The sequence below is a fragment of the Streptomyces nojiriensis genome (assembly GCF_017639205.1).
GTDB classification, from domain to species: domain Bacteria; phylum Actinomycetota; class Actinomycetes; order Streptomycetales; family Streptomycetaceae; genus Streptomyces; species Streptomyces nojiriensis.
Map to the genome: position 1 here is coordinate 5,272,165 of NZ_CP071139.1, position 23,333 is coordinate 5,295,497.

Here is a 23,333-nt window from a genome sequence, read left to right on the forward strand (position 1 = left end):
CGCAAGTCTGTCGCGGCCTCTGAGACCATGGCAGGTGTGAGCTACCCGTACCCGTATGAAGCCCCAGTTTCGCAGACGCTCTTCGAGCGCGCCTCCCTCGTGACCCCCGGCGGCGTGAACTCTCCCGTGCGCGCCTTCCGCGCCGTGGGCGGTACGCCCCGGTTCATGGTGTCCGGGACCGGTCCGTACCTCACCGATGCCGACGGTCGTGAGTACGTCGACCTCGTGTGCTCGTGGGGGCCGATGATCCTCGGCCATTCGCACCCCGAGGTGATCGGGGCGGTCCAGGCGGCCGTCGCCCGCGGTACCTCCTTCGGTACGCCCGGTGAGGGAGAGGTGGCGCTGGCCGAGGAGATCGTCGCGCGCATCGAACCCGTGGAGCAGGTCCGACTGGTCTCCTCCGGCACCGAGGCGACCATGTCGGCGATCCGGCTGGCCCGCGGCTTCACCGGTCGCGCCAAGGTCGTGAAGTTCGCCGGCTGCTACCACGGTCACGTGGACGCGCTGCTGGCCGCCGCCGGTTCCGGTCTGGCGACTTTCGCGCTTCCCGACACCCCCGGTGTGACGGGTGCGCAGGCCGGCGACACGATCGTCCTCCCCTACAACGACCTCGAAGCGGTGCGGGCGGCCTTCGCCGCGCACCCGGGCGAGATCGCCTGTGTGATCACCGAGGCCGCGCCCGGCAACATGGGTGTGGTGACCCCCGCCGAGGGCTTCAACCAGGGGCTCGCGGACCTGTGCCGGGAGAACGGCGCGCTCTACATCTCCGACGAGGTCATGACCGGCTTCCGGACCTCCCGCGCCGGCTGGTACGGCGTCGACGGGGTCAAGCCCGACCTGATGACCTTCGGCAAGGTCATGGGCGGCGGCTTCCCGGCCGCGGCCTTCGGCGGCCGCGCCGACGTCATGGGCCACCTGGCCCCCGCCGGGCCCGTCTACCAGGCGGGCACGCTCTCCGGCAACCCGATCGCCACCGCAGCCGGTCTCGCGCAGCTGCGCCTGCTGGACGCGGCCGCGTACGAGAAGGTCGACGCGGTCTCGAAGGAGATCCAGGGCCTGGTCACCGGCGCGCTCGCCAAGGAGGGCGTGGCGCACCGGCTGCAGACCGCGTCCAACATGTTCTCCGTCTTCTTCACCGAGGACGAGGTGCGCAACTACGACGACGCCAAGAAGCAGGAGAGCTTCCGCTTCAACGGGTTCTTCCACTCGATGCTGGCTCAGGGCGTCTACCTGCCGCCGTCCGCCTTCGAGTCCTGGTTCGTCTCCACCGCCCACGACGAGAAGGCGATCGAGCGCATCGCGGCGGCGCTGCCGGCCGCCGCCCGAGCCGCCGCGGAGGCCACCGCATGAGCAGCAGCGCCACGCCCGCCACCCCCGAGCTCACCGTCGTGCACCTGGTGCGCCACGGCGAGGTGCACAACCCCGAGGGCGTGCTCTACGGGCGCCGTGACGGGTACCACCTCTCCGAGCTGGGCCGGCAGATGGCGGACCGGGTCGCCGAGCACCTCAAGGGCCGGGACATCGCCTACGTGGTGTCCTCCCCGCTGGAGCGCGCGCAGGAGACGGCGGAGCCGATCGCCAAGGTCCACGGCCTGGACCTGGCGACCGACGCGCGGCTGCTGGAGGCGGAGAACGTCTTCGAGGGCAAGACCTTCGGTGTCGGTGACGGCGCGCTGCGCAAGCCCGGCAACTGGAAGCACCTGACGAACCCGTTCAAGCCGTCCTGGGGCGAGCCGTACGTCGAGCAGGTGGTCCGGATGATGAGCGCGCTGGAGGCGGCGCGCGACGCGGCCCGCGGCCGTGAGGCGGTGGCGGTCAGCCACCAGCTGCCGATCTGGATCGTGCGCAGCTTCGCGGAGAAGCGCCGGCTGTGGCACGACCCGCGGCGCCGGCAGTGCACGCTCGCCTCGATGACCTCCTTCACCTTCCAGGGCGACAAGCTGGTGTCGGTGGGCTACAGCGAGCCGGCCCGGGACCTGGTCCCGGCCCATCTGCTGGCCGGGGCCAAGCCGGTGAAGGGTGCGTCCAAGGCGTTCGGCGCCTGATCGGGGGCGGCGGCCCCTGATCGGGTCTTGATCGACGGACTGTTACGGGCCGTTACGTTTCTGCACAACTAAAGAGAGGTCGCGCGGGAATCACCGTGTCAGCTCGCATATCAAATCTGATTGTCCGTTTATATGGACTTCAGGTCGGTATGGGTGATCGACAGTGGGGACGGTGACATGCGCGACATCAGGGGAGTCAGTCGGAGGGGGTTGCTGGGACTGGGACTTGGTGCGGCCGCCGCGATGGGAATCGCGGGCTGCGGCTCATCGGACACCTCCGGTCCCGGCGCTCCCGGACCCGTCAGGAACCCGAAGAACCCGAAGCCCGGCGAGAAACCGGCGGCCAGGCCCATCGGTGACGGCTCCACCGCCGACACCGGCCCCCAGCCCAACCAGCCGGACGCGCCCGTGCCGCTCCAGCCGGGCGAGACCCCGCCGCAGTTCGTCGTCTTCAGCTGGGACGGCGCGGGGGAGATCGGCAACGGTCTCTTCCCGCGCTTCCTCAAGCTCGCCAAGGACCACGGCGCGGCCATGACCTTCTTCCTCTCCGGCATCTATCTGCTGCCGGAGTCCAAGCGGCACCTCTACCGGCCGCCGAACAACCCCGTCGGGGCCTCGGACATCGGCTATCTCAAGGACGAGAACGTCCGCTCCACCCTCACGTACGTCCGTCAGGCCTGGCTCGACGGGCACGAGATGGGCACCCACTTCAACGGCCACTTCTGCGCCGGCTCCGGCTCGGTCGGCAGGTGGACGCCGGACGACTGGCAGAGCGAGATCGACCAGGCCGTGTCGTTCGTCACCAACTGGCGGACCAACACCGGTTTCACCGACCTCGACCCCCTGCCGTTCGACTACGCCAAGGAGCTGAAGGGCGCCCGCACCCCCTGCCTCCTCGGCCGGGACGGCCTGCTGCCGACCGCCCAGCGGCTGGGCTGGCGCTACGACTCCAGTTCGCCCGGCGGCCTGCAGGTCTGGCCGGTGCGCCGGTCCGGCGTCTGGGACCTGCCGCTGCAGTCCCTGCCCTTCCCCGGTCACTCCTTCGAGGTCCTCTCGATGGACTACAACATCCTCGCGAACCAGTCGAAGAGCACGACGAGGGGCGTGCCCGCCAACTACCCGGGCTGGCGCACCCAGGCCACGGCCACCTACCTGGGCGGCTTCCGGCGGGCCTACGAGACCAACCGCGCGCCCCTGTTCATCGGCAACCACTTCGAGGAGTGGAACGGCGGCATCTACATGGACGCCGTCGAGGAGGCGCTCAAGGGCATGACGGACAAAAGGGATGTTCGACTCGTATCCTTCCGGCAGTTCACCGACTGGCTGGAGGTCCAGGACCCCAAGGTGCTCGCCAGGCTCCGGGGCCTCGGCCCCGGCCAGTCACCGGCCGGCGGCTGGAGCGCGTACATGACCGCCGCCTGACGGGGCGGCGGATCGCCGCCTGACCAGGGCGCCGGCACCGCTCCGGGGGGTGCGGAAGATCCGCGAATTGCTCATGCGAAACTTTTCACATGAGCCTTAGCCGCGCGCGTATCCGTCGTAGTAGCCGCCGCTCGACCGGCGGCCGTGCCACCCTGCTGGCCGTGGCGGCCCTGGCCGGCGCCCTCACGCTGTCGGCGTGCGGGGGGCCGGACGGCGGCAAGCCGGTCAGCGGGTCCGGCGGCAACTACGTCACGGGTGCGAGCGGCATCTCCACCGTGTCCAAGGAGGAGCGCGCCGAGGCCCCCAAGCTCGACGGCGAGACGGTCGACGACGGGACCCTCGACACCGCCGCGCTCAAGGGCAAGGTCGTGGTCCTCAACGTGTGGGGCTCCTGGTGCCCGCCGTGCCGCGCCGAGGCCGGCCACTTCGCGACCGTCTCCAAGGAGTACGCGGACGCCGGCAAGGACGTCGCCTTCGTCGGGATCAACACCCGCGACAACAGCAAACAGAACGCGATCGCCTTCGAAGAGACCTACGGGATCACCTACCCGAGCCTCTACGACCCCGCCGGGAAGCTGATGCTCCGCTTCCCCAAGGGCACGCTCAACCCGAACGCCATCCCCTCCACGATCGTCCTCGACAAGGAGGGCAAGATCGCCGCCCGCACCCTGGCCCCGGTCAACGCCGAGCAGCTGCGGTCGATGATCGAGCCGGTCCTCGCGGAGAAGTGACCGCCCGGGCGATGCGGACGTTCCGCATCACAGGTTCGTGGGACAGCATCGTCAGCGACACAGAGCGGGACCCAAGGCTTCACGGTGGGGATCTGAGGACTGAAGGCACATGAGTACGACAGACAAAGCGACCACTGAGACGCCCGACGAGGCCTCGCACACGTCCGCCGCGGCGGACTCCGCCGACGCCGCCGCCGGTGCCCAGCTCTCCACCGCCCCGCTGGAGGACAGCCCCACCGGGCCGCCCGTCGGCATCGGTGTGATCGGCTGGGCCCGCTGGTTCTGGCGCCAGCTCACCTCCATGCGGGTGGCGCTGATCCTGCTCTTCCTGCTGTCCCTGGGCGCCATCCCCGGCTCGATCATCCCGCAGAACAACGTCGACGCGATGAAGGTCGCCGACTGGAAGCGGGACAACCCCTCCTGGGTGACCGTCGCCGACAAGCTCCAGCTCTTCGACGTCTACAGCTCGGTGTGGTTCTCCGCGATCTACCTGCTGCTGTTCATCTCGCTCATCGGCTGCATCGTGCCGCGCTCCTGGCAGTTCGTCGGCCAGCTCCGCGGCCGCCCGCCGGCCGCCCCCCGGCGCCTGGACAGGCTGCCCGCCCACACCACCTGGCGCACCGGGAAGACCCCGGACGAGGTCCTCTCGTACGCGCGCACGGTGCTCCGCGGCAGCCGCTTCCGCACCGAGGCCGGCGAGGGCCACGTCGCCGCGGAGAAGGGCTACCTCCGCGAGGCCGGGAACCTGATCTTCCACGTCGCGCTGATCGTGATGCTGGTGGCCTTCGCCTGGGGCCAGTACTTCAAGTCCGAGGGCGGCAAGCTGGTCCTGCGCGGCACCGGCTTCTCGAACACGCTCACCCAGTACGACGACTTCAAGTCCGGCACCCTCTTCGACCCGGACGACCTGCCGCCGTTCAGCTTCACGCTGGACCGGTTCGACGCGACGTACGAGATGACCGGCCCGCAGCGGGGCACCCCGCGCGACTTCAAGGCGTACGTCACCTTCTCGGACGGCGCCCACGGCGCTCCGCAGAAGCGTGAGATCCAGGTCAACAAGCCCCTGGAGGTCGACGGCTCCAAGGTCTACCTGCTCGGCCACGGCTACGCGCCGATCATCTCGGTGACCGACCCCACCGGCAAGGTGATCTTCAAGGACGCCGTGCCGATGCTCCCGCAGGACGCCAACCTCACCTCCACCGGTGCCGTCAAGGTCACCGACGGCTACAAGGACAAGGACGGCAAGAAGGAGCAGCTCGGCTTCAACGCCGTCTTCGTGCCGAGCTTCGCCGGTGAGGGCATGGGCACGATGTTCTCGCAGTTCCCCGCCCTCCTGAACCCGCAGCTCATGCTCAACGCGTGGCACGGCAGCCTCGGCGTGGACTCGGGTCTGCCGCAGAACGTCTACCGGCTCACCACCACCAAGATGGAGCCCTTCAAGGACGAGTCGGGCGGGCAGTTCAAGCAGAAGCTGGCGCCCGGTGACACGATGACGCTGCCCGGTGGCGCGGGCACCGTGAAGTTCGAGGGCATCGAGCGGTGGGCCACCTTCTCCGTCACCCACCAGCCCGGCAGCGGCCTCGCCCTCACGGGTGCGATCGCAGCCATCGCGGGCCTGGCCGGATCGCTGTTCATCCAGCGCCGCCGGGTCTGGGTCCGCGCGGTGACCGGCAAGGACGGCGTGACCGTCGTCGAGATGGCGGGCCTGGGCCGCAGCGAGTCCACCAGGCTCCCGCAGGAGCTGGCGGAGCTCGCCGCCCAGCTGCACCAGCAGGCGCCCACGGCGTCTGATCCTGTCGAAGAAACCCCTGAAGGAGAGCGCGGATGACGCCGCTCGCAGCCGCAGCCAACGAGAACCTGGCTGAGATCAGCAACTACCTGATCTATTCGTCGATGGCGGTCTACATGCTCGCCTTCTTCGCGCACATCGCCGAGTGGACCTTCGGCAGCCGCAGCAAGGTGGGCCGTACGGCCGCCGCGCTGACCGGCGCCGACGCGGCCGCGGCCCCGGCCGTGCAGGTGCGCGGCAAGGGCGGCGCCACCGCCGTCCTGGACCGGCCCAAGGTCACCACCCGCTCCGCCGTCGGCACCCGCGACGTCCCGGACGGCCCCGGCGCCGCCGGCGGCACCGTGCAGGGCGACCTGTACGGGCGGATCGCGGTCTCGCTGACCGCGCTCGCCTTCCTCGTCGAGGCGGCCGGAGTGGTCGCCCGCGCCCTGTCGGTGGAGCGGGCCCCCTGGGGCAACATGTACGAGTTCTCGATCACCTTCTCCACGGTGGCCGTCGGCGTGTACCTGGTGCTGCTCGCCCTGAAGAAGAACGTCGGCTGGCTCGGCCTGATCCTGGTCACCACCGTCCTGCTGGACCTCGGCATCGCGGTCACCTGGCTCTACACCGACAGCGACCAGCTGGTCCCGGCCCTGCACTCGTACTGGCTGTGGATCCACGTCTCCACGGCGATCTTCTGCGGCGCGGTCTTCTACATCGGGGCCGCGGGCGCGGTCCTCTACCTCTTCCGGGACTCCTACGAGAGCCAGCTGGAGGCGGGCCGCACGCCGGGCAGGTTCCGCACCTCGGTACTGGAGCGGCTGCCCTCGGCGGCCTCCCTCGACAAGTTCTCGTACCGGATCAACGCGGCCGTCTTCCCGCTGTGGACCTTCACGATCATCGCGGGCGCGATCTGGGCCGGCGACGCCTGGGGCCGCTACTGGAACTGGGACCCCAAGGAGGTCTGGTCCTTCGTCACCTGGGTGGCCTACGCCTGCTACCTGCACGCCCGCGCCACCGCCGGCTGGAAGGGCCGCAAGGCCGCCTATCTGGCGCTCTTCGCCTTCGCCTGCTGGATCTGGAACTACTACGGCGTGAACATCCTGCTCAGCGGCAAGCACTCGTACGCGGGCGTCTGACCGGCGGGAGTGGGACGCTGGTGGCATGTCTCTCGTGAGCCATGCCACCAGCGAGCAGCGCGGCGAGAACCGCTGGCTGCTCCGCTTCGAGCTGCACCTGCCGCACGCCTACGCGGCCCTGTGGCCCGCCCTGACCACGCCGTACGGGCTGCGCGGCTGGCTGGCGGCGGCGGACGTCCTGGAGCGCAGGCTCGGCGGGGCGGTCACGCTGCGCTGGCTGAACACCGGGACCGTGGCGACCGGGCGGGTCACCGCCTGGGACGTGGAGCGGGTCGCCGAGTACACGGTCACCGAGCACGGGCGGATCCGCTTCCACCTGGAGCCGGTCGGGACCGATTCGACCGTGATCCGGTTCGTGAACGAGCGGGACGGGACCGAGGACGAGCGCCTGGACTGCCTGGCCGGCTGGCACGAGCACTTCGAGCTGCTGGACTCCGCCCTGGCCGGGCGGCCGGCGGACTGGTCCACCTGGACGGACATCCGCTGGACGACCCTCCGCGAGGCCTACGCCTCCCTCGCCCGCGCCTAGGCCGTCTCTTCCGGATCTTGCCGGGCCCGCGACGCCCGGCACCGCACCTGGCCGCGTTGTCGGGGCGCCCGAGTACGTCCAGTACACGGTGCGCTCCTCCGCCTTGCCAGGCACGGCACCGGACGCCGCGGGCTCGGCCGACAAGATCCGAAAGAGACGGCCTAGCTCGGGCCCTGGTCCTTGTCCTGGTCCTTGTTCTTCTTCTCCTGCTCGTCGCGCAGCGACTTCAGGAACTCCGGGTTGTCGTCGGGCGCCACCCACTGCGTCCGGCGCGCCCGGCCCCCGCCCGCGGCCGCCCGGTCCTTGCCCGCGAACAGCCACACGACCGGCCCCACGATGGAGAAGAGCAGGATGATGATCACCCAGACCACCTTGGGGAGGTGCTTGACCTCCGGCTCCGGAGTGTTCAGGCAGTCGATGAAGGCGTAGATGGTCAGCGCGAGGATCAGCAGGAACGGCAGATAGCGCAGCACGGTGTGGGACCGACTCCCAGTCAGTGACGGGGGGCCCGCGTCAGGGCCCCGGTGACGCCTCCAGGGTAGTTGGTGACGGATACTGACCCCTATGGCTTACGACGATCTCCGCTCGCTGCTCCGGGCTCTGGAGCGGGAGGGCGACCTCAAGCGCATCAAGGCCGAAGTCGACCCGTACCTGGAGGTCGGGGAGATCGTCGACAGAGTGAACAAGGCGGGGGGCCCGGCACTCCTCTTCGAGAACGTCAAGGGCTCGGCGATGCCGCTGGCCATGAACGTCTTCGGCACCGACCGCCGCCTCCTGAAGGCCCTCGGCCTCAAGTCGTACGGCGAGATCAGCGAGAAGATCGGCGGCCTGCTCAAGCCGGAGCTCCCGCAGGGCTTCATCGGGGTCCGCGAGGCCTTCGGCAAGCTCGGCTCGATGGTGCACGTGCCGCCGAAGAAGGTGAAGGGCGACTCCGCGCCCGTCCAGGAGGTCGTCCTCACCGGCGACGACGTGGACCTCGACCAGCTCCCGGCCCTCTTCACCTGGCCCAAGGACGGCGGCGACTTCTTCAACCTCGGCCTGACCCACACCAAGCACCCCGAGACCGGCGTCCGCAACCTCGGCCTCTACCGGCTCCAGCGCCACGACAAGCGCACCATCGGCATGCACTGGCAGATCCACAAGGACAGCCGCAACCACTACGCCGTCGCCGCGGCGAAGGGCGAGCGTCTGCCGGTCGCGATCGCCTTCGGCTGCCCGCCCGCCGTGACGTACGCGTCCACCGCGCCGCTGCCGGGCGACATCGACGAGTACCTCTTCGCCGGCTTCGTCGCGGGCAAGCGGATCGAGATGGTCGACTGCAAGACGGTTCCGCTCCAGGTCCCGGCCAACGCGGAGGTCGTGATCGAGGGCTGGCTGGAGCCCGGCGAGATGCTCCCGGAGGGTCCCTTCGGCGACCACACCGGCTTCTACACCCCGCAGGAACCCTTCCCGGCCCTGAAGATCGACTGCGTGACGATGCGCAAGCGTCCGCTCATCCAGTCGATCGTCGTCGGCCGGCCCCCGACCGAGGACGGCCCGCTCGGTCGCGCGACGGAGCGGTTCTTCCTGCCCCTGCTCAAGATCATCGTGCCGGACATCGTGGACTACCACCTCCCGGAATCGGGCGGCTTCCACAACTGCGCGATCGTCTCGATCGACAAGAAGTACCCCAAGCACGCCCAGAAGGTCATGCACGCCATCTGGGGCGCCCACATGATGTCGCTGACCAAGCTGATCATCGTGGTCGACAAGGACTGCGACGTCCACGACCTGCACGAGGTCTCCTGGCGGGCCCTCGGCAACACCGACTACTCCCGCGACCTCACCGTCGTCGAGGGACCGGTGGACCACCTGGACCACGCCTCGTACCAGCAGTTCTGGGGCGGCAAGGCGGGTATCGACGCCACCAAGAAGCTGCCCGAGGAGGGCTACACCCGCGACGGCGGCTGGCCCGACATGGTCGAGTCCGACCCGGACACCGCGGCCCTGGTGGACCGCCGCTGGAAGGAGTACGGCCTGTGAGCCCGATCGCCGTCGACGGCCCGGAACTGCTGATCGGCACCGCCGAGGTCTACGTGGCCCTGATGCGCCCGGAGATCGACCCGACCCAGCCCGGCGTGCTCATCGCCGCCCGCGACGCGGGCGTGAGCCCGGAGGAGTTCGCGGGCACCGGTGACGTCTGGACGCTGATGTACGACGTGGACGGCGAGGGCGACGGCTTCGAACTGCCCGGCGCCCGGGACGTGGAGGCGGACGCCTTCGCGGAGCAGCTGCAGCAGGCCCTGTCCGCGGCCGAGCCGTTCACCGTCGAGGCCGGCAACTTCCTGAGCCTCGAAGCCCGCCCCTCGGGCGGCGACTGGGTGGTCACCGCCCGGGTCACCCCGCCCGAGGACGAGGAGGACGGCGCCGCCGGCCCCCGGACCCTGGAGCTCGGTGCGCTCCCGGCGGCGGAACTGCTGGCCGACCTCGAAGACTTCCGGAGAGCCCTCGCATGATGACGACCGCCGACGGGGTGATCGGGCAGAGCCCGGCGCCGCAGCCGACCGGCAAGGTCAAGGCGTTCCTGAGACTCGTGCTGATCGAGCACTCGGTCTTCGCGCTGCCCTTCGCCTACATCGCGGCGTTCACCGCCATGTTCCAGCTCGACCGGCGCATCCACTGGGGCGTCCTGCTGCTCGTCACCATCTGCATGGTGGGGCTGCGGACCTTCGCGATGGCCGCCAACCGGATCATCGACCGCGAGATCGACGCCCGTAACCCGCGGACGGCCGGCCGCGAGCTGGTCACCGGCGCGGTGTCGGTCCGCGCGGCCTGGACCGGGGCCGGGATCGCGCTCCTGGTCTTCCTCGGCTCGGCGGCGCTGCTGAACCCGCTGTGCCTGGCGCTCGCGCCGGTCGCCGTGATCCCGATGGTGGTCTATCCGTACGGCAAGCGGTTCACGAACTTCCCGCACGCCATCCTCGGGCTGGCCCAGGCGATGGGCCCGGTCGGGGCCTGGCTCGCGGTCACCGGCGAGTGGTCCTGGGACGCGGTCGTCCTGGGCCTGGCGGTGGGCGTGTGGATCGGCGGCTTCGACCTGATCTTCGCCTGCCAGGACGTGGCCGCCGACCGTGCGGAGGGCGTCAAGTCCGTCCCGGCCCGCTTCGGCGTCCCGGCCGCCCTCTGGGGCGCGCGCGGCGCGCACGCCGTGACCACGGCCTTGCTGGCCTGGTACGCGCTGGCCACCGACGCGGGCGTGCTGTTCTGGACGGGCCTGGCGGTCGTCGTCGCCGCCTTCCTCTACGAGCACACGATCGTCAAGCCGCACGACCTGTCCCGGCTGAACCGGGCCTTCTTCACGGTCAACGGCTTCATCGGCATTGCCCTTTTCGTGTGTGCGCTGCTGGATCTCGTGGTGCGGGGTCTGACGGTCTGAGCAGCGTGCGGCCTGCCATCGAGGACCGGGCCTACGCCCGGCGGGGCATTCCGAACCACCTGGTCTTCGATCAGTACCAGGCGCACTGCGTGGCGCTGTGGAATCCGGGTCCGGACGGCTACCGGGGCCGGGACACCATCCCGTACGGCGGGAAGGTCGTCGTCGGGACCGGTCTCGGGAAGCTGACGGTCGACACCTCCACCCTGCCCGTGGACCCCTGCGCCGTCAGCCGGTGAGGGCGGGCTGCCGGCGGGCCGGGCGGCGGAAGTACAGGCCCGTGGCGATGCCCGCCACGAGGCCGCACAGGTGGCCCTGCCAGCTGACGCCCGTGTCCGTCGGGAGGATGCCGGCGAAGAACGAGGTGCCCCAGACGGCGGTGACGGCCACGGCCACCGCGACGCCCAGCACCTTGCGCTCGACGAAGCCGCGTACGAGCAGGTAGCCGAAGAGGCCGAAGACGACGCCGGAGGCGCCCAGCGTCAGGGTGCCGGACGGGGATACCAGCCAGGTGCCGAGGCCGTCGCCCAGCACGATCAGGCCGCACACCGCGAGGAAGCGGCGGATCCCGGACAGGGCCGCGATGAAGCCGAGGACCAGCAGCGGGACGCTGTTGGAGGCGACGTGGTCGAAGCCGAGGTGCAGGAAGGCCGCGGTGACGACGCCGGTCAGGCTGTCCGGGTCGCGGGCGACGATCCCGTACTGGTCGAGGGCGTGGCCGGTGGCGTGGTCGACGGCCTCCAGGGCCCACAGCAGGGCCACCCAGCCCAGCATCAGCTTGGCCGCCGCCTTGGCCCGGTCGGTCTGCGTCCAGCCGTCATCGACCGTCGTGCTCATCTTCGCCCCCTCGTCGTGTCCCGTCACGGGAACGTCCCGACACCTTACTGAGTGCCCACCGGTGGTGGCCGGATAGTCTCGGAGGTATGACTGAGCGCAAGCGCACCCCGTGGGTGGTCGGGGTTTCCGGGGCGTCCGGGACGCCGTACGCGGCGGCGGTGCTCCGCGGGCTGCTGGCCGCGGGGGAGAGTGTCGACCTGGTGGTGAGCCGCGCCTCGCGTCTCACCCTGCTGGACGAGACCGGGATCGCCTTCCGTGACGCGCACTGGCGCGAGGACCTGGGGGAGTGGCTGGAGCGCGGTGCCGACGGGAAGCCCGGGACCTTCGCGCGGCCGGAACTGGACGACGTCCGGTACTGGGGCGCGGGGGACCTGGCGGCGGGCCCGAGTTCGGGCTCGTATCCGGTCAAGGGGATGCTCATCGTCCCCGCGTCCACGGCCTGTGTGGCGGGGGTCGCGCTCGGACTGTCGAAGGACCTGCTCCAGCGCGTGGCGAGCGTGACGCTCAAGGAACGGCGCCGGCTGGTGGTCGCGGTGCGGGAGACCCCGCTGAACGGGCAGACGCTGCGCCATCTGGTGGCGCTGGACGAGGCGGGCGCGGTCGTGCTGCCCGCCTCTCCGGCGTTCTATACGGGTGCGACGCACATCCAGGATCTGGTGGACTTCGTCGCGGGGCGGGTGCTGGACGCGGCAGGGGTGCCGCACCAGCTGTACCGCCGGTGGGAGGGGGAGCTGGGAGGCTCCCGTACTCCCCGGGAGGCAAGCGCCGGTGACTAGGCCTTCTTCTTGCGGCCGAGCGGCTTGCGGGCCTTGTCGACGCGGTGGGCTGCGGCGGGCTGGTGGGCACGGGATCGGTTGGCCAGCTCCTGGAGCTCCCGCATGTGTGCGTAGGCCATCTCGATCGTGAACACGGTGAACCACTCCTGAAGATCGTCATTGATCAGCTGAAAGATTTCACAGGGTGTTGACCCTGTGTGCCTTAGATTCTATACCTAGACTTGCAGGATCGCCGAATAATGGAAGGCTCCACGTAAATGGACACGGTGGACAGGCAGCTCATCCAGGCACTCCGGGAAAACGGCCGTGCCTCGTACGCGGAGCTGGGCCGTCTCGTGGGCCTCTCCGGCCCCAGCGTCACCGACCGCATCAACCGGCTGGAGACGGCCGGCGTCATCACCGGCTACCGCGCGACGGTCGACTCCGCCTCGCTGGGCCTCGGCGTCACGGCGCTGATCGGCATCTCGCTCTCCGACGCCGCGGACCACGAGGACGTGGCCCGGCGGCTGCGCGACCTCGCGGAGATCGAGGACTGCTGGTTCATCGCGGGCGACGACTCCTTCATGCTGAAGGTGCGCGCCAACGACGTGGACGGCCTGGAGAAGATCATCCGCAAGCTCTCCGGCACCAAGGGCGTATCGCGCACCCGCACCACCATCGTGCTCTCCACCAAGTGGGAGAACCGGGTCGGGGAACTTCCCGAGGAAGCCTGAGAGTACGGTTGGCCAGGGTTCGCAGGACAGGCAGAGGCATCTAGAGGAGGCGACCGGCACATGGACGCTGGGCTCAAGCGTGAGCTGGAGGAGAAGGTCCGCTCCGGCGAGCGGCTGACCCGTGAGGACGGTATCGCCCTCTACGAGTCGGACGACCTGGCCTGGCTCGGTGGCCTCGCCCACGAGGTGCGCACGCGCAAGAACGGTGACGTCGTCCACTTCAACGTCAACCGGCACCTCAACATGACGAACGTGTGCACCGCCTCGTGCGCGTACTGCTCGTTCCAGCGCAAGCCGGGCGAGAAGGACGCGTACACGATGCGCATCGAGGAGGCCGTGCGCCTGGCCAAGGCCATGGAGAACGACAACCTCACCGAGCTGCACATCGTCAACGGCCTGCACCCGAACCTGCCGTGGCGCTACTACCCGCGCTCGCTCTCCGAGCTGAAGAAGGCGCTGCCGAACGTCTCGCTGAAGGCGTTCACGGCGACCGAGATCCACCACTTCGAGACGATCTCGGGGATGTCGGCCTCCGACATCCTCGACGAGCTGATCGAGGCCGGTCTGGAGTCGCTCACCGGCGGCGGCGCGGAGATCTTCGACTGGGAGGTCCGGCAGCACATCGTCGACCACCGCACCCACTGGGAAGACTGGTCGCGCATCCACCGGCTCGCCCACGAGAAGGGTCTCAAGACCCCCTCGACCATGCTCTACGGGCACATCGAGGAGCCGCGCCACCGCGTGGACCACGTGCTGCGGCTGCGCGAGCTCCAGGACGAGACCGGCGGTTTCCAGGTCTTCATCCCGCTGCGGTACCAGCACGACTTCGTGGACATGCAGGACGGCAAGGTGCGCAACAAGCTCCAGGCGCGTACGACGATGGCGACCGGCGCCGAGGCGCTGAAGACCTTCGCCGTCTCGCGGCTGCTCTTCGACAACGTGCCGCACGTCAAGGTCTTCTGGGTGATGCACGGTGTGCAGACCGCCCAGCTCGCGCTGCAGCACGGCGCGGACGACATGGACGGCTCGGTCGTCGAGTACAAGATCACGCACGACGCGGACAACTACGGCACCCCCAACAAGCTGGGCCGTGACGATCTCCTGGAGCTGATCCGGGAAGCGGGCTTCCGCCCGGTCGAGCGCAACACGCGCTACGAGATCATCCGCGAGTACCCCGGTCCGGACGCGAGCCTGCGCGAGACCCCGCAGGCGATGCGCGTCTGACCCCTCGTCCGACCGTTCCAGGTGTGGTGGACCCCGGCCCGTGGGCCGGGGTCCGGCTTTTCTGGACGAGCCGATGAGGTAATGGATAATCTTACTCAATGACCCTTACGTTTACTCTGGACCCGGTCGTCGACCCCTGCCTGCGTGAGGGAATCCTGGCGCTGTGGGCCGACGTCTCCAACGCGGGGGGTGCCGTGGGCTTCGTGCCCCCGGTCACCCTCGACGACGTCCGCCCCGCGCTCGACAGGCACCTCGCCGGCGTCGCCGACGGGAGCTGCCGCCTGCTGGTCGGGCACGACGGGGGCGGGGCGGTCGCCGCGACCGCCGTCCTCGCGCGCAACACGCACCGGCTCCAGCTCCACTGGCTGTGGGCCTACACGGTGATGGTCCATCCGCGGCACCAGGGCAAGGGGTACGGGCGCGAGCTGATGGCCGCGACCGAAGCCGCGGCCCGCTCCATCGAGGGCATCGACGCGATCCGCCTCGGCTGCCGCGGCGGTCTCGGCCTGGAGCACTTCTACGCCTCCTGCGGCTACAAGGAGGTCGGCCGCGTCCCCGGCGCCATCCGGGTGGCCCCGGGCGACGACCGCGACGACATCACGATGCTGCTGCCGCTGCACTGACGTGCGGCCGGGCCCGCCGCCGGACCCCGGAGGCCCGCGGCCGCACCCCGGCGTGCTTCACTGGACGGGCACCGGCCACCGCAGACGACGAGAGAGAAGGGGTCACCGTGTCCCTCAAGACGAGCGCAACGATCCGCTACACCGCGATGCGCCTGGGCATCTTCGTCGGCTGCCTCGTCGCCGTCGCGGGCTTCGTCCGGCTCGGCTGGGTGCCCGCAGGGCTCGGGGACGCCAATGTCGCCTGGGTCGTGCTCCTCGCCATCGTGATCTCCGCCCCGCTCTCCTTCGTCCTTCTGCGCAAGCAGCGCGACGAGATGTCCACGCAGATCTCCGGGCGCGTCGCGGGTGCGAAGGAGCGGCTCGCCGCGAACCGCAGCCAGGAGGACCAGGCGGACGACGCGGCACGCGTCACCTCGTAACGGCCCAGTTGGCTTCATCACACATCGAACCGCCCCAGCACCGGGTATACCGCCCGTAACGCTGGGGCGGTGGTGTTTTCCGGGCCTGCGCAAGAGGGCCTCGTGCGCCGTTGTCTCAAAGCGCCCCTTTGAGATTCCCAAAGGGAAAGTGTTAGCGTGTTCAACATGTTGACCACAGTTGCGCACCCCATGATCGCGAGCCGTCCGCTCGTGACGCGCCTGCACGTCGACCTCTGCCGCCGCGCGTCCGCGGCCTGTTGCTGTTGAGCTGAATCGATACAGCAGCCGTCCCGGCCGGCCCTTCTGGCTGCTGCCGCACCGCTTCACCACCGCAGTACTTCCCCCCTGTCTTCGTGCGCCACCTCCGGAGAGTGTCCGTGTCCGCGACCCCCCAGGCCCCTGCCAAGGCCTCGTTCAAGTTCCCCTTCTGGGCCCAGATCGTCGCCGGTCTCGCCCTCGGTGTCCTCTTCGGCTGGATAGCCCGCAGCCAGGACATCAGCTGGCTCGCCACCACGCTGGAGAAGACCGGCGACCTCTTCGTCCAGCTGCTGAAGCTGGCCATCGCCCCGCTCGTCTTCTTCGCGATCCTGGTGTCGATCACCAACCTGCGGAAGGTGAACAACGCGGCGCGCCTCGCCTCCCGCACCCTCCTCTGGTTCATGATCACCTCGCTGATCGCGGTCGGCATCGGCATCGCCATCGGCCTGCTGACCGACCCCGGTTCCGGCACCGGCCTCACCGCCGCCGACGGCAAGGACCCGAAGAAGACCGGCTCCTGGATCGACTTCCTCACCGGGATCGTGCCCACCGACATCGTCACGCCGTTCACCGAGCTGAAGGTCCTTCAGATCGTCTTCCTGGCCGTCGTCGCCGGTATCGCCGCCCTCCAGCTGGGCGGCAAGGCCAAGCCGGTCCTCGACCTCGCCGAGTCCGCCCTGGAGCTGCTCCAGAAGGCCCTGTGGTGGGTCATCCGCCTCGCCCCGATCGGCACCGTCGGCCTCATCGGCACTGCGATCGCCACGTACGGCTGGGACCTGATCGGCAAGTACGCCACCTTCACCGCCGACATCTACATCGGCTGCGCCCTCGTGATGTTCGGCGTCTACCCGCTGCTGCTCGCGACGGTCGCCAAGGTCAGCCCGCTCCAGTTCTTCAAGGGCGCCTGGCCCGCCATCCAGCTGGCCTTCGTCTCCCGCTCCTCGGTCGGCACCATGCCGGTCACCCAGAAGGTAACCGAGCGCCTCGGCGTCCCGAAGGAGTACGCCTCCTTCGCCGTCCCGTTCGGCGCCACCACCAAGATGGACGGCTGCGCCGCGATCTACCCGGCCCTCGCCGCCATCTTCATCGCGCAGATCTTCGACGTGCAGCTCGGCATCAAGGAGTACCTGCTCATCGTCTTCGTCTCGGTCATCGGCTCCGCAGCCACGGCCGGTCTGACGGGCGCCACCGTCATGCTGACGCTGACCCTGTCCACGCTGGGCCTGCCGCTCGCCGGCGTCGGCCTGCTGCTGGCGATCGACCCGATCCTGGACATGATGCGCACCGCCACCAACGTGGCCGGCCAGGCCCTGGTCCCGGTCATCGTCGCGGCCCGCGAGGGGATCCTGGACAAGGAGGCCTACGCCTCCGCCTCGGCCTCCCCGCTGGACGAGCCCGCCCCGGCCGCCGAGGCGGTCGCGGTCGCGGCCTGACCCGCACCGCACACCACGCACCACCTGCCGCAGCCCCCGCCCCCGACCGGGCGGGGGCTGCGGCCTTCGCCCGGCCCGCGCCGGGGCCCCCTCCGGTCAGACCGTCTGCGCGCGGACGTAGGCGACCGTCGCCAGCAGGAACGGCAGGGCGAACCACCACCGGCCCATGGTCCGCCGGAACAGCGGGGTGATGGTGATCAGCAGTCCTGCCAGGCACAGTGCCAGGCAGCAGCCGGCCAGGAAGCGGACGTCCTCGCGCAGCACGTCGTCGTGGGGCTCCGGGCTCAGCGACAGGGCGAGGTAGCAGGTGAACACCGCGGGGACGTAGGAGAGGGCGAGCGGTATCCCGAGGACCCACTGCAGGCAGCCGCGGTCCTCGGGCAGGTCGATGTTCTCGCGCCGGAGCCTCATCCGGACCTCACCCGAGCGTCGCGCCGCGGAGGAACGCGGTCAGCCCGAGGAGGAGGGGCGGGGCGAACCACCAGGGGCCCATCGTCCGGCGCACGCTCGGTACGGCGGTGATGAGCAGGCCCAGCACGCTGAGCGACACGGAGACGAGGCACAGCGCGCCGACGTTCTCGTATCCCTGGTCGTCCCACTCGCCCTGGGGCCCGGCGAACAGGGCCCCGAACACGGCGGCGCCGTTCAGCAGGTGGACGATCCCGAGCGGAACGCCCAGTACCCACCGCAGGCAGCCCTGGTCCTCGGGCAGGTCGATGCCCTCACGGGGGTATGTCATCGCATTGCGTCCTTCGCTTGGGCGAGGTTCCCGACGAACCGGTCGCCGTAGCCCTGGGCCTTGGGGAGGTCCCAGTAGGGGCCTCCGTTGTAGCGGGCGGCGATCTCCCGCATCTGGGCCTCCGTCATCCGGTCGGCCGGGACGTCGGCGAGACCGCTCTCCGCCTTGATCTGGGCCAGGAAGCCGGCCGCTATGAAGGCATTCTGCTTGGGGTCCTGGAGCGCCTCTTCCACCAGGGTCCGCTGGTGGTCGGTGAGGTTCGCCGGATCGTAGCCGAGCACTTCGGCGCCGCGCCGGAGCTGGATGGCGATCGGCCCGTACGAGGTCTCGTCCAGCTTTCCGCCGAGCCGCCACGGAAGGTTCTCGGGGGTGACCGGGCTCAGGCCCCACGGGGCCGCGGCCTGTTCGCGGATCGTGCCGGTGACGTCGTCCAGCAGTCCGGGCTGGTAGCCGCCGATCTCCTGCCAGGCCACGCCCGCGACCAGCTCCTCCGGCAGACCGGCGTTCTTGGCAGCCGCCCGCAGGATCTCCTTGTTCTGGGAGATCCAGTCGGCGTGCTGGCCGTCCGTGACCAGCGGGATCCAGTAGTTGTCGGCGGCGTCCCCCGGCAGCCCGGCGACCTGCAGCCGGATGTCGCGCAGCTGCGGGGAGACCGGGGTGTCCGGCCCCACCGGGCCGGCCATGTCCTTCTTCGGACCGCTGCCCGGCAGCCGGGTCAGGGGGTTGGTGCGGGCCTCCGCCGCCTCGCGGCGGATGTCGGCCATGGCCGCGTAGAGGTCGACCCCGCTCGCACCGCCCTTCAGCCGGAACTCGGGCAGCAGCTCGTACGCCTGCTTCAGCGCGTGGACGCAGGAGCTGCGCGCCTCCTGCTCGGTGGTCTTCGCCAGCTGGAAGTTGCCGCCCGCGTCGTCGTGGAGGCGGTTGGCCTCGTCACGGATGTCGTCCACGTCCATCGTGAGCTCGGCGAGACCGTCGAGGAACCCGGTCGTCGCCCGCATGTCCTCCCACTGGCACATCGGCTCCGCCTCCTGGGCCGTGCGGGTGACCGCGGTGCCCTTCGTGGCGATCAGGGCGGCGAGCTTGCGCTCGGAGCCCTTGCCGTTCGCGTAGTGGGACTTGGCGGTCATCAGGGCCGCCGCGTACGCGTGCAGGGCGCTCGCGGCCTTGTCGTAGCCCTCGGCGATGTGCTGCACGAGCTGCCGCGCCTCGGACAGGCGCGCGGTGTAGGTGTGGCTGCCGTCGCTGTGCCACTCCGTACCGGTCTCGGCGCGCCGGGCGGGCTCCTCGACCTGCACGAGCAGATCGCGCAGGCGTTTGAACTCGGCGGCGTTGCGCTCCACGAGTGCCGGGTTGCACTCCTCCAGGAACTGGACGTCCTTGCGGTGGCTGAGCCCGCTCACTTGGCCTCCGGCTTCACGTACCGACCCGATTCGAGGAGGCCCGCGAGGAAGGACCGGGCGGTGCCGTCGTCCACCCGGGCGAAGTCGGTGCCGGTCGTCTTCAGGCGGGTGGCCAGGGCGGCGAGCAGGCTGATCGTGTCCTTGAACTGGTCGTCGGCGAACTGGGCGAAGCGCAGGACCTGCGCCGAGACGTCGGCGTGGGCGCGCGGGGCGCGGGCCATCGTGCCGGCGTCGCCGTCGGGCCGGCCCTCGTGGAGGAGGGCGGCGATCTCGATCAGCAGGTTGGCGTTGCCGTTGATGGAGGCGGCCCCGGCCACCAGGCTCCCGGCGGGGCTGCCCGGCGCGCTGCCGTCCCCCGGCGCGTGGTTGAGGCGCATGACGGGTGACTGCTGTGCGAGGGCGGCGGCCTTGTGCTCGGCCCATTCCGCGTCGAACGACATGTATCCCCTGGATAGTTGATAACTGGACATGGCCAGAATCAGCTGGTCATGTGCATGCTAATACGGGGATTTCCGCATGCGGAACCTCGTGGTTCCGATATGGACCGGAGACGCGGTAGGCGCCCGTCCGGTTCCGCGGGGGGCCGGGGCCGGCCGGATCCCGGGGACCCGCGACGCGGCCCGGGGCGGTGCGGGGGAGGCGGTCCCGGACCGGGTCACGGGGGGCCGAGATCCGGGGCGCTTAGCCGCATAAGACCCCAAAGGACCGGGGGAAAGAACCAACCGACCCGACCCAACCCCGGCGGCCGGGGGCGCGTCGCTCGGTCGGGTGAATCATGCCAACTGGGCTGGATTTCATACGGGTTGCCGGGCATATGCTCGCCTCGACCACCGCAGACATGAGACGGCCCCCGACGGGAGCGCAATCCCGGCGAGGGCCTCACCAACGTAGGAAGTTGACCCACTTCCCCATGGCTCATCAGAACCCTAGCGCGCCCTCGCGCCTCTCGCCCGTCGTTCCCACCGCGATCCCCCGATCCGGTGTCATCCACGTCAACGCGCGGCACGCGAGTCACTACACCGTGGTCGGCAACCACCTGCTCCAGCACCGGGAGTTGTCGGCGACGGCGATCGGGATCGCGGCGCACATCCAGTCGCTGCCGCAGGGGGCGCCGATCGGCATCAAGGCGCTGGCCGCACGGTTCCCGGAGGGGGCGATCCGGATCGGGTCCGCCCTGCGGGAGCTGGAGCGGCACGGCTACCTGGAGCGGCGGCGCGAGCGGCTGGCGTCCGGGCGGGTGGTGACCCGGACGTACTCGTACAACAAGCCGGGGAGCACCTCGGCGGAGCCGCCCACGGCTTCACCTCCGCCGCCTCCGCCGGTGGCCCGGGAAGCCGAACCCGAGGCGATGCCCGAGCCGACGCGCGAGCCTGCACCCGAGCCCGCGCCCGGGCCGGAAGCCGTTGCTCCGCCCCCTGCCCGGCGCGTGCACCCCGGTGCGGCCGAACTGCTCGCAGGGCTGCGGCGCCACGACCCGCGGCTCCTGCTCTCCGAGCGCGACGTACGGCAGCTCGCGCCGGACGTATCGGCCTGGCTGGAGCGCGGGATCACCCCGGAGGTGGTCGCGAGAGCCCTGTCCGCAGACCTCCCCGAGCGGATGCGGCGCCCCGCGTCGGTACTCGCGTACCGCCTCACCGCGCTCCTCCCGCCGCACCTGCCCCCGGCCCCGGCGGCCCCGGAGGTCCGGGACGGCAGACGGCCGGACCCGTTGCAGAACTGCGGCGGCTGCGAGCGCGCCTTCCGCGCCCCACGCCCCGGCCGCTGCCGGGACTGCCCGCCCGAGGAGGACGCGGCGGCGGCGTGAGCGGGCCCGGCCCTGCCGGGTCCCTCAGGAGCCCGGGTCCTTCAGGAGCCGGCGGCGCGGACCGAGCCGGTGGTCGGGCCGCTGGGGTCGCCGACGAAGCAGGTGACCTCGCGATCGCCGAGGAGCCAGCTGGCGGCCTGCGGGTAGTAGTAGTAGACCTCCAGCTTCTCCGAGACCTTCGGGTTGTTGCCCACGTACGAGGTGAGGGCGGTGCCGCTGCACTTCTCCTCGGCGCTCTTGGTGACCTTCTCGTTGCCCGGGTACGCACCGGCGTCCAGGTTGAAGACGGCGTAAGCCTCGCCCTTGTGCGGCTGGGTGCAGGGCACGATGCTCACCGAGCGGGCGGCCTGGGTGCCGTCCTCGTCGCCGTACTCGGCCAGATCGTCCTTCGTGTTGAAGCAGTCGCCCTTGCGGATCTCGGTCAAGCCGCTGGAGGCCGGGCGGGTGGCGGCCGGTCCGGTGGCGGCCGGTCCGGTGGCGGCCGGTCCGGTGATCTGGCCGGTGGTGTCGCGCTTCTTCGGGGCGTTGTCGCCCAGCGATCCGACGAGGCCGAGGGCCACGACGACGATCCAGAGCACGATGACCAGGCTGTGGATGACGATCGCCGCGATGGCGAGGCCCTTGCCCTTCTCACCGCGGGACTTGATCTGGGAGAGGGCGACGATGCCGAGGATCAGCGGGACCAGCGGGATGCCGCAGACGAGCGCCATGACGAACGCGACGATGGCCAGCGCGTTGGTCTTCTGCTGCTGCGGCGGGTACCAGCCCTGCGGCGCGCCGCCGTACGGCGGCGGAACGGGCTGCCCCGGCTGTCCGTACGGTCCGGGCTGCCCGTACGGGCCGGGGGACGACGGGGGCTGCGGTGGTATGGACATGCGTGTGGAGCTCCTTGCTCAGAGGGTGGGACGCAACAACGGCCCGGCAGTCGCAACGCACCGACGCATGCCTGCCCGTGGTCTTTACGCCGCCCCTACGCTACCTCCCGCTGCCGACAGGGATCGAGAACGGCCGGGCCGGAGCCTGGACGCTGGGACATGTACCTGAGCGGGACGGCCATTTCGCGTCCGGGCGCCGCCGGATTGACTGGTCGCATGACGACGAAGACGAACAACACGACGGCGAACGACATGACCGCCAAGCCGATCCTGGTCCTGGGCAGCACCGGCAAGACGGGAAGCCGGGTGGCCGCGCAGCTGCGGCAGCGCGGCCACGAAGTCCGGGGGGCCTCCCGGAAGGGGCCGGTCGCCTTCGACTGGACCGACGAGAACACCTGGGAGCGGACGCTGGAGGGGGTCGGCGCGGCCTACCTGGTCGACTCGCAGCTCCCCGACGCCGCCGAGTCGATGCGTTCCTTCGGCAAGCTGGCCGTGGCCTTCGGCGTCGAGCGGCTGGTGCTGCTGTCCGCCCGCGACTGGGTGGTGCCGGAAGGGCAGGAGAAGCTCCCCTGCGAGCGCGCGGTCCGCGAGTCCGGCGCGCAGTGGACCATCCTCAAACCGTCCTGGTTCTTCCAGAACTTCAGCGAGGACCCGTTCATCACGGGGCAGGTCCAGGGCGGCGAGCTCGTGATGTCGACCGGCGGCGGTGTCGAGCCCTTCATCGACGCCGATGACATCGCCGAGGTGGCCGTGGCCGCCCTCACCGAGGAGGGGCACGGCGGGCAGGCCTACGAGCTGTCCGGCCCGCGGCTGCTGAGCCTGGCGTCCGTGGTCGACGAGATCGCCCGCGCCACCGGCCGGGTCATCACCTACCGTCCGCTCCCGGCGGGCGAGTTCGCCGCCCACGCCGTGGCGCAGGGCGTGCCGGAGGAGTTCGCCGGCCTGCTGAACCTGCTCTACGGCTGGATTGCCGAGGGCCGCTTCGCCACCCTCGCCGACGGCGTGCAGCGGGTGCTCGGCCGGGAGCCCCGAGACTTCGAGGCCTACGTGCGGACCGCCGCCGCAACCGGGGTGTGGGGCGGTGGCGGTGGCGTGGAGCGTCCGTGAAGAACGGCTCCAGGGGCTGGTCGGAGCGGGTTACCGCTACGTAAATTACCGGCGGTAACACTCGTGCCGAGCCAAGGAG

27 protein-coding genes are annotated in these 23,333 nt (G+C 70.4%); 19 read left to right on the forward strand and 8 right to left on the reverse strand.

The window, feature by feature from the left end; genetic code table 11:
• Window positions 1-27: 27 nt before the first annotated feature.
• The 7 genes from hemL to JYK04_RS24655 all read left to right on the forward strand — a co-directional run bounded on the left by hemL (window position 28) and on the right by JYK04_RS24655 (window position 7,634).
• On the forward strand, window positions 28-1,350 hold the full coding sequence (gene hemL, locus JYK04_RS24625) for a glutamate-1-semialdehyde 2,1-aminomutase (RefSeq protein WP_189733558.1): 1,323 nt from the start codon (window positions 28-30) through the stop codon (window positions 1,348-1,350).
• Window positions 1,347-2,045: a histidine phosphatase family protein gene (locus JYK04_RS24630; protein WP_030008915.1), complete on the forward strand. Its 699-nt coding sequence runs from the start codon at window positions 1,347-1,349 to the stop codon at window positions 2,043-2,045. Before hemL ends, JYK04_RS24630 begins: the two co-directional genes overlap by 4 nt.
• Before the next feature lie 186 nt (window positions 2,046-2,231).
• Window positions 2,232-3,467, forward strand: a complete 1,236-nt coding sequence (locus JYK04_RS24635) for a polysaccharide deacetylase family protein (protein ID WP_189733791.1) — start codon at window positions 2,232-2,234, stop codon at window positions 3,465-3,467.
• 89 nt (window positions 3,468-3,556) lie between these two features.
• On the forward strand, window positions 3,557-4,198 hold the full coding sequence (locus tag JYK04_RS24640; protein ID WP_189733556.1) for a TlpA family protein disulfide reductase: 642 nt from the start codon (window positions 3,557-3,559) through the stop codon (window positions 4,196-4,198).
• A gap of 109 nt (window positions 4,199-4,307) precedes the next feature.
• Window positions 4,308-6,026 carry a cytochrome c biogenesis protein ResB gene (resB, locus tag JYK04_RS24645; protein ID WP_189733554.1) on the forward strand — a complete coding sequence of 573 codons (1,719 nt, stop codon included), beginning with the start codon at window positions 4,308-4,310 and terminating at the stop codon, window positions 6,024-6,026.
• Window positions 6,023-7,105, forward strand: a complete 1,083-nt coding sequence (gene ccsB, locus JYK04_RS24650) for a c-type cytochrome biogenesis protein CcsB (RefSeq protein ID WP_189733552.1) — start codon at window positions 6,023-6,025, stop codon at window positions 7,103-7,105. The genes resB and ccsB overlap by 4 nt, the downstream gene beginning before the upstream one ends.
• Window positions 7,106-7,130: 25 nt before the next feature.
• A complete protein-coding gene (locus tag JYK04_RS24655) occupies window positions 7,131-7,634 on the forward strand; it encodes an SRPBCC domain-containing protein (RefSeq protein WP_189733550.1) in 504 nt (167 codons plus the stop codon).
• Window positions 7,635-7,795: 161 nt separating this feature from the next.
• Here the strand turns inward: JYK04_RS24655 and JYK04_RS24660 are convergent, their stop codons facing one another.
• Window positions 7,796-8,107, reverse strand: coding sequence for a PLD nuclease N-terminal domain-containing protein (locus JYK04_RS24660; RefSeq protein ID WP_189733549.1), 312 nt, complete (start codon window positions 8,105-8,107; stop codon window positions 7,796-7,798).
• Between the two features lie 91 nt (window positions 8,108-8,198).
• On the opposite strand from JYK04_RS24660, the gene JYK04_RS24665 reads away from it, so the two are divergent.
• Genes JYK04_RS24665 through JYK04_RS24680 form a run of 4 tightly spaced genes read left to right on the forward strand, consistent with a single transcriptional unit; the run spans window position 8,199 to window position 11,285 of the window.
• Window positions 8,199-9,656 carry a menaquinone biosynthesis decarboxylase gene (locus JYK04_RS24665; RefSeq protein WP_189733547.1) on the forward strand — a complete coding sequence of 486 codons (1,458 nt, stop codon included), beginning with the start codon at window positions 8,199-8,201 and terminating at the stop codon, window positions 9,654-9,656.
• A complete protein-coding gene (locus JYK04_RS24670; RefSeq protein WP_189733545.1) occupies window positions 9,653-10,129 on the forward strand; it encodes a hypothetical protein in 477 nt (158 codons plus the stop codon). Before JYK04_RS24665 ends, JYK04_RS24670 begins: the two co-directional genes overlap by 4 nt.
• The gene (gene mqnP, locus JYK04_RS24675) at window positions 10,126-11,049 is read left to right on the forward strand and encodes a menaquinone biosynthesis prenyltransferase MqnP (RefSeq protein WP_189733543.1); all 924 of its coding nucleotides are present in this window, start codon (window positions 10,126-10,128) and stop codon (window positions 11,047-11,049) included. Before JYK04_RS24670 ends, mqnP begins: the two co-directional genes overlap by 4 nt.
• A gap of 5 nt (window positions 11,050-11,054) precedes the next feature.
• The gene (locus JYK04_RS24680) at window positions 11,055-11,285 is read left to right on the forward strand and encodes a hypothetical protein (protein ID WP_229874995.1); all 231 of its coding nucleotides are present in this window, start codon (window positions 11,055-11,057) and stop codon (window positions 11,283-11,285) included.
• Here JYK04_RS24680 and JYK04_RS24685 read toward each other — a convergent pair.
• The gene (locus JYK04_RS24685; protein ID WP_189733541.1) at window positions 11,275-11,883 is read right to left on the reverse strand and encodes a rhomboid family intramembrane serine protease; all 609 of its coding nucleotides are present in this window, start codon (window positions 11,881-11,883) and stop codon (window positions 11,275-11,277) included. The genes JYK04_RS24680 and JYK04_RS24685 overlap by 11 nt on opposite strands.
• Before the next feature lie 86 nt (window positions 11,884-11,969).
• Here JYK04_RS24685 and JYK04_RS24690 point away from each other — a divergent pair, with 86 nt between their 5' ends.
• Window positions 11,970-12,659 (forward strand): UbiX family flavin prenyltransferase, encoded by a 690-nt coding sequence (locus JYK04_RS24690; protein WP_189733539.1) that lies wholly within the window; start codon window positions 11,970-11,972, stop codon window positions 12,657-12,659.
• Here JYK04_RS24690 and JYK04_RS24695 read toward each other — a convergent pair.
• Window positions 12,656-12,793: a hypothetical protein gene (locus JYK04_RS24695; RefSeq protein ID WP_189733807.1), complete on the reverse strand. Its 138-nt coding sequence runs from the start codon at window positions 12,791-12,793 to the stop codon at window positions 12,656-12,658. The genes JYK04_RS24690 and JYK04_RS24695 overlap by 4 nt on opposite strands.
• Window positions 12,794-12,916: 123 nt before the next feature.
• Here JYK04_RS24695 and JYK04_RS24700 point away from each other — a divergent pair, with 123 nt between their 5' ends.
• From JYK04_RS24700 to JYK04_RS24720, 5 genes are all read left to right on the forward strand, one after another.
• Window positions 12,917-13,372, forward strand: coding sequence for an Lrp/AsnC family transcriptional regulator (locus JYK04_RS24700; RefSeq protein WP_030009228.1), 456 nt, complete (start codon window positions 12,917-12,919; stop codon window positions 13,370-13,372).
• A 60-nt stretch (window positions 13,373-13,432) separates the two neighbouring features.
• Complete coding sequence (gene mqnE, locus JYK04_RS24705) at window positions 13,433-14,596, forward strand: aminofutalosine synthase MqnE (protein ID WP_189733537.1); 1,164 nt, start codon at window positions 13,433-13,435, stop codon at window positions 14,594-14,596.
• Between the two features lie 98 nt (window positions 14,597-14,694).
• Complete coding sequence (locus JYK04_RS24710; protein ID WP_189733535.1) at window positions 14,695-15,219, forward strand: GNAT family N-acetyltransferase; 525 nt, start codon at window positions 14,695-14,697, stop codon at window positions 15,217-15,219.
• Between the two features lie 146 nt (window positions 15,220-15,365).
• Window positions 15,366-15,638 (forward strand): DUF4229 domain-containing protein, encoded by a 273-nt coding sequence (locus tag JYK04_RS24715; protein ID WP_189733787.1) that lies wholly within the window; start codon window positions 15,366-15,368, stop codon window positions 15,636-15,638.
• Window positions 15,639-16,009: 371 nt separating this feature from the next.
• On the forward strand, window positions 16,010-17,329 hold the full coding sequence (locus tag JYK04_RS24720; protein ID WP_189733533.1) for a dicarboxylate/amino acid:cation symporter: 1,320 nt from the start codon (window positions 16,010-16,012) through the stop codon (window positions 17,327-17,329).
• 96 nt (window positions 17,330-17,425) lie between these two features.
• Here the strand turns inward: JYK04_RS24720 and JYK04_RS24725 are convergent, their stop codons facing one another.
• The 4 genes from JYK04_RS24725 to JYK04_RS24740 are packed head-to-tail and all read right to left on the reverse strand — an operon-like array spanning window position 17,426 to window position 19,908.
• Window positions 17,426-17,740: a hypothetical protein gene (locus tag JYK04_RS24725; protein WP_189733531.1), complete on the reverse strand. Its 315-nt coding sequence runs from the start codon at window positions 17,738-17,740 to the stop codon at window positions 17,426-17,428.
• Window positions 17,741-17,747: 7 nt separating this feature from the next.
• A complete protein-coding gene (locus JYK04_RS24730; protein ID WP_189733529.1) occupies window positions 17,748-18,068 on the reverse strand; it encodes a hypothetical protein in 321 nt (106 codons plus the stop codon).
• On the reverse strand, window positions 18,065-19,468 hold the full coding sequence (locus JYK04_RS24735; protein ID WP_189733527.1) for a hypothetical protein: 1,404 nt from the start codon (window positions 19,466-19,468) through the stop codon (window positions 18,065-18,067). Before JYK04_RS24735 ends, JYK04_RS24730 begins: the two co-directional genes overlap by 4 nt.
• Entirely contained in the window at window positions 19,465-19,908 is a 444-nt protein-coding gene (locus JYK04_RS24740; RefSeq protein WP_229874994.1) for a hypothetical protein, read from the reverse strand. Before JYK04_RS24740 ends, JYK04_RS24735 begins: the two co-directional genes overlap by 4 nt.
• A 470-nt stretch (window positions 19,909-20,378) precedes the next feature.
• Between JYK04_RS24740 and JYK04_RS24745 the strand changes: the two genes are divergently transcribed.
• On the forward strand, window positions 20,379-21,272 hold the full coding sequence (locus JYK04_RS24745; protein WP_189733525.1) for a helix-turn-helix domain-containing protein: 894 nt from the start codon (window positions 20,379-20,381) through the stop codon (window positions 21,270-21,272).
• Window positions 21,273-21,313: 41 nt separating this feature from the next.
• Here JYK04_RS24745 and JYK04_RS24750 read toward each other — a convergent pair whose 3' ends face one another.
• A complete protein-coding gene (locus JYK04_RS24750; protein WP_189733523.1) occupies window positions 21,314-22,147 on the reverse strand; it encodes a DUF4190 domain-containing protein in 834 nt (277 codons plus the stop codon).
• Between the two features lie 216 nt (window positions 22,148-22,363).
• Here JYK04_RS24750 and JYK04_RS24755 point away from each other — a divergent pair, with 216 nt between their 5' ends.
• Window positions 22,364-23,254 (forward strand): NAD(P)H-binding protein, encoded by an 891-nt coding sequence (locus JYK04_RS24755; protein WP_229874993.1) that lies wholly within the window; start codon window positions 22,364-22,366, stop codon window positions 23,252-23,254.
• Window positions 23,255-23,333: the final 79 nt, after the last annotated feature.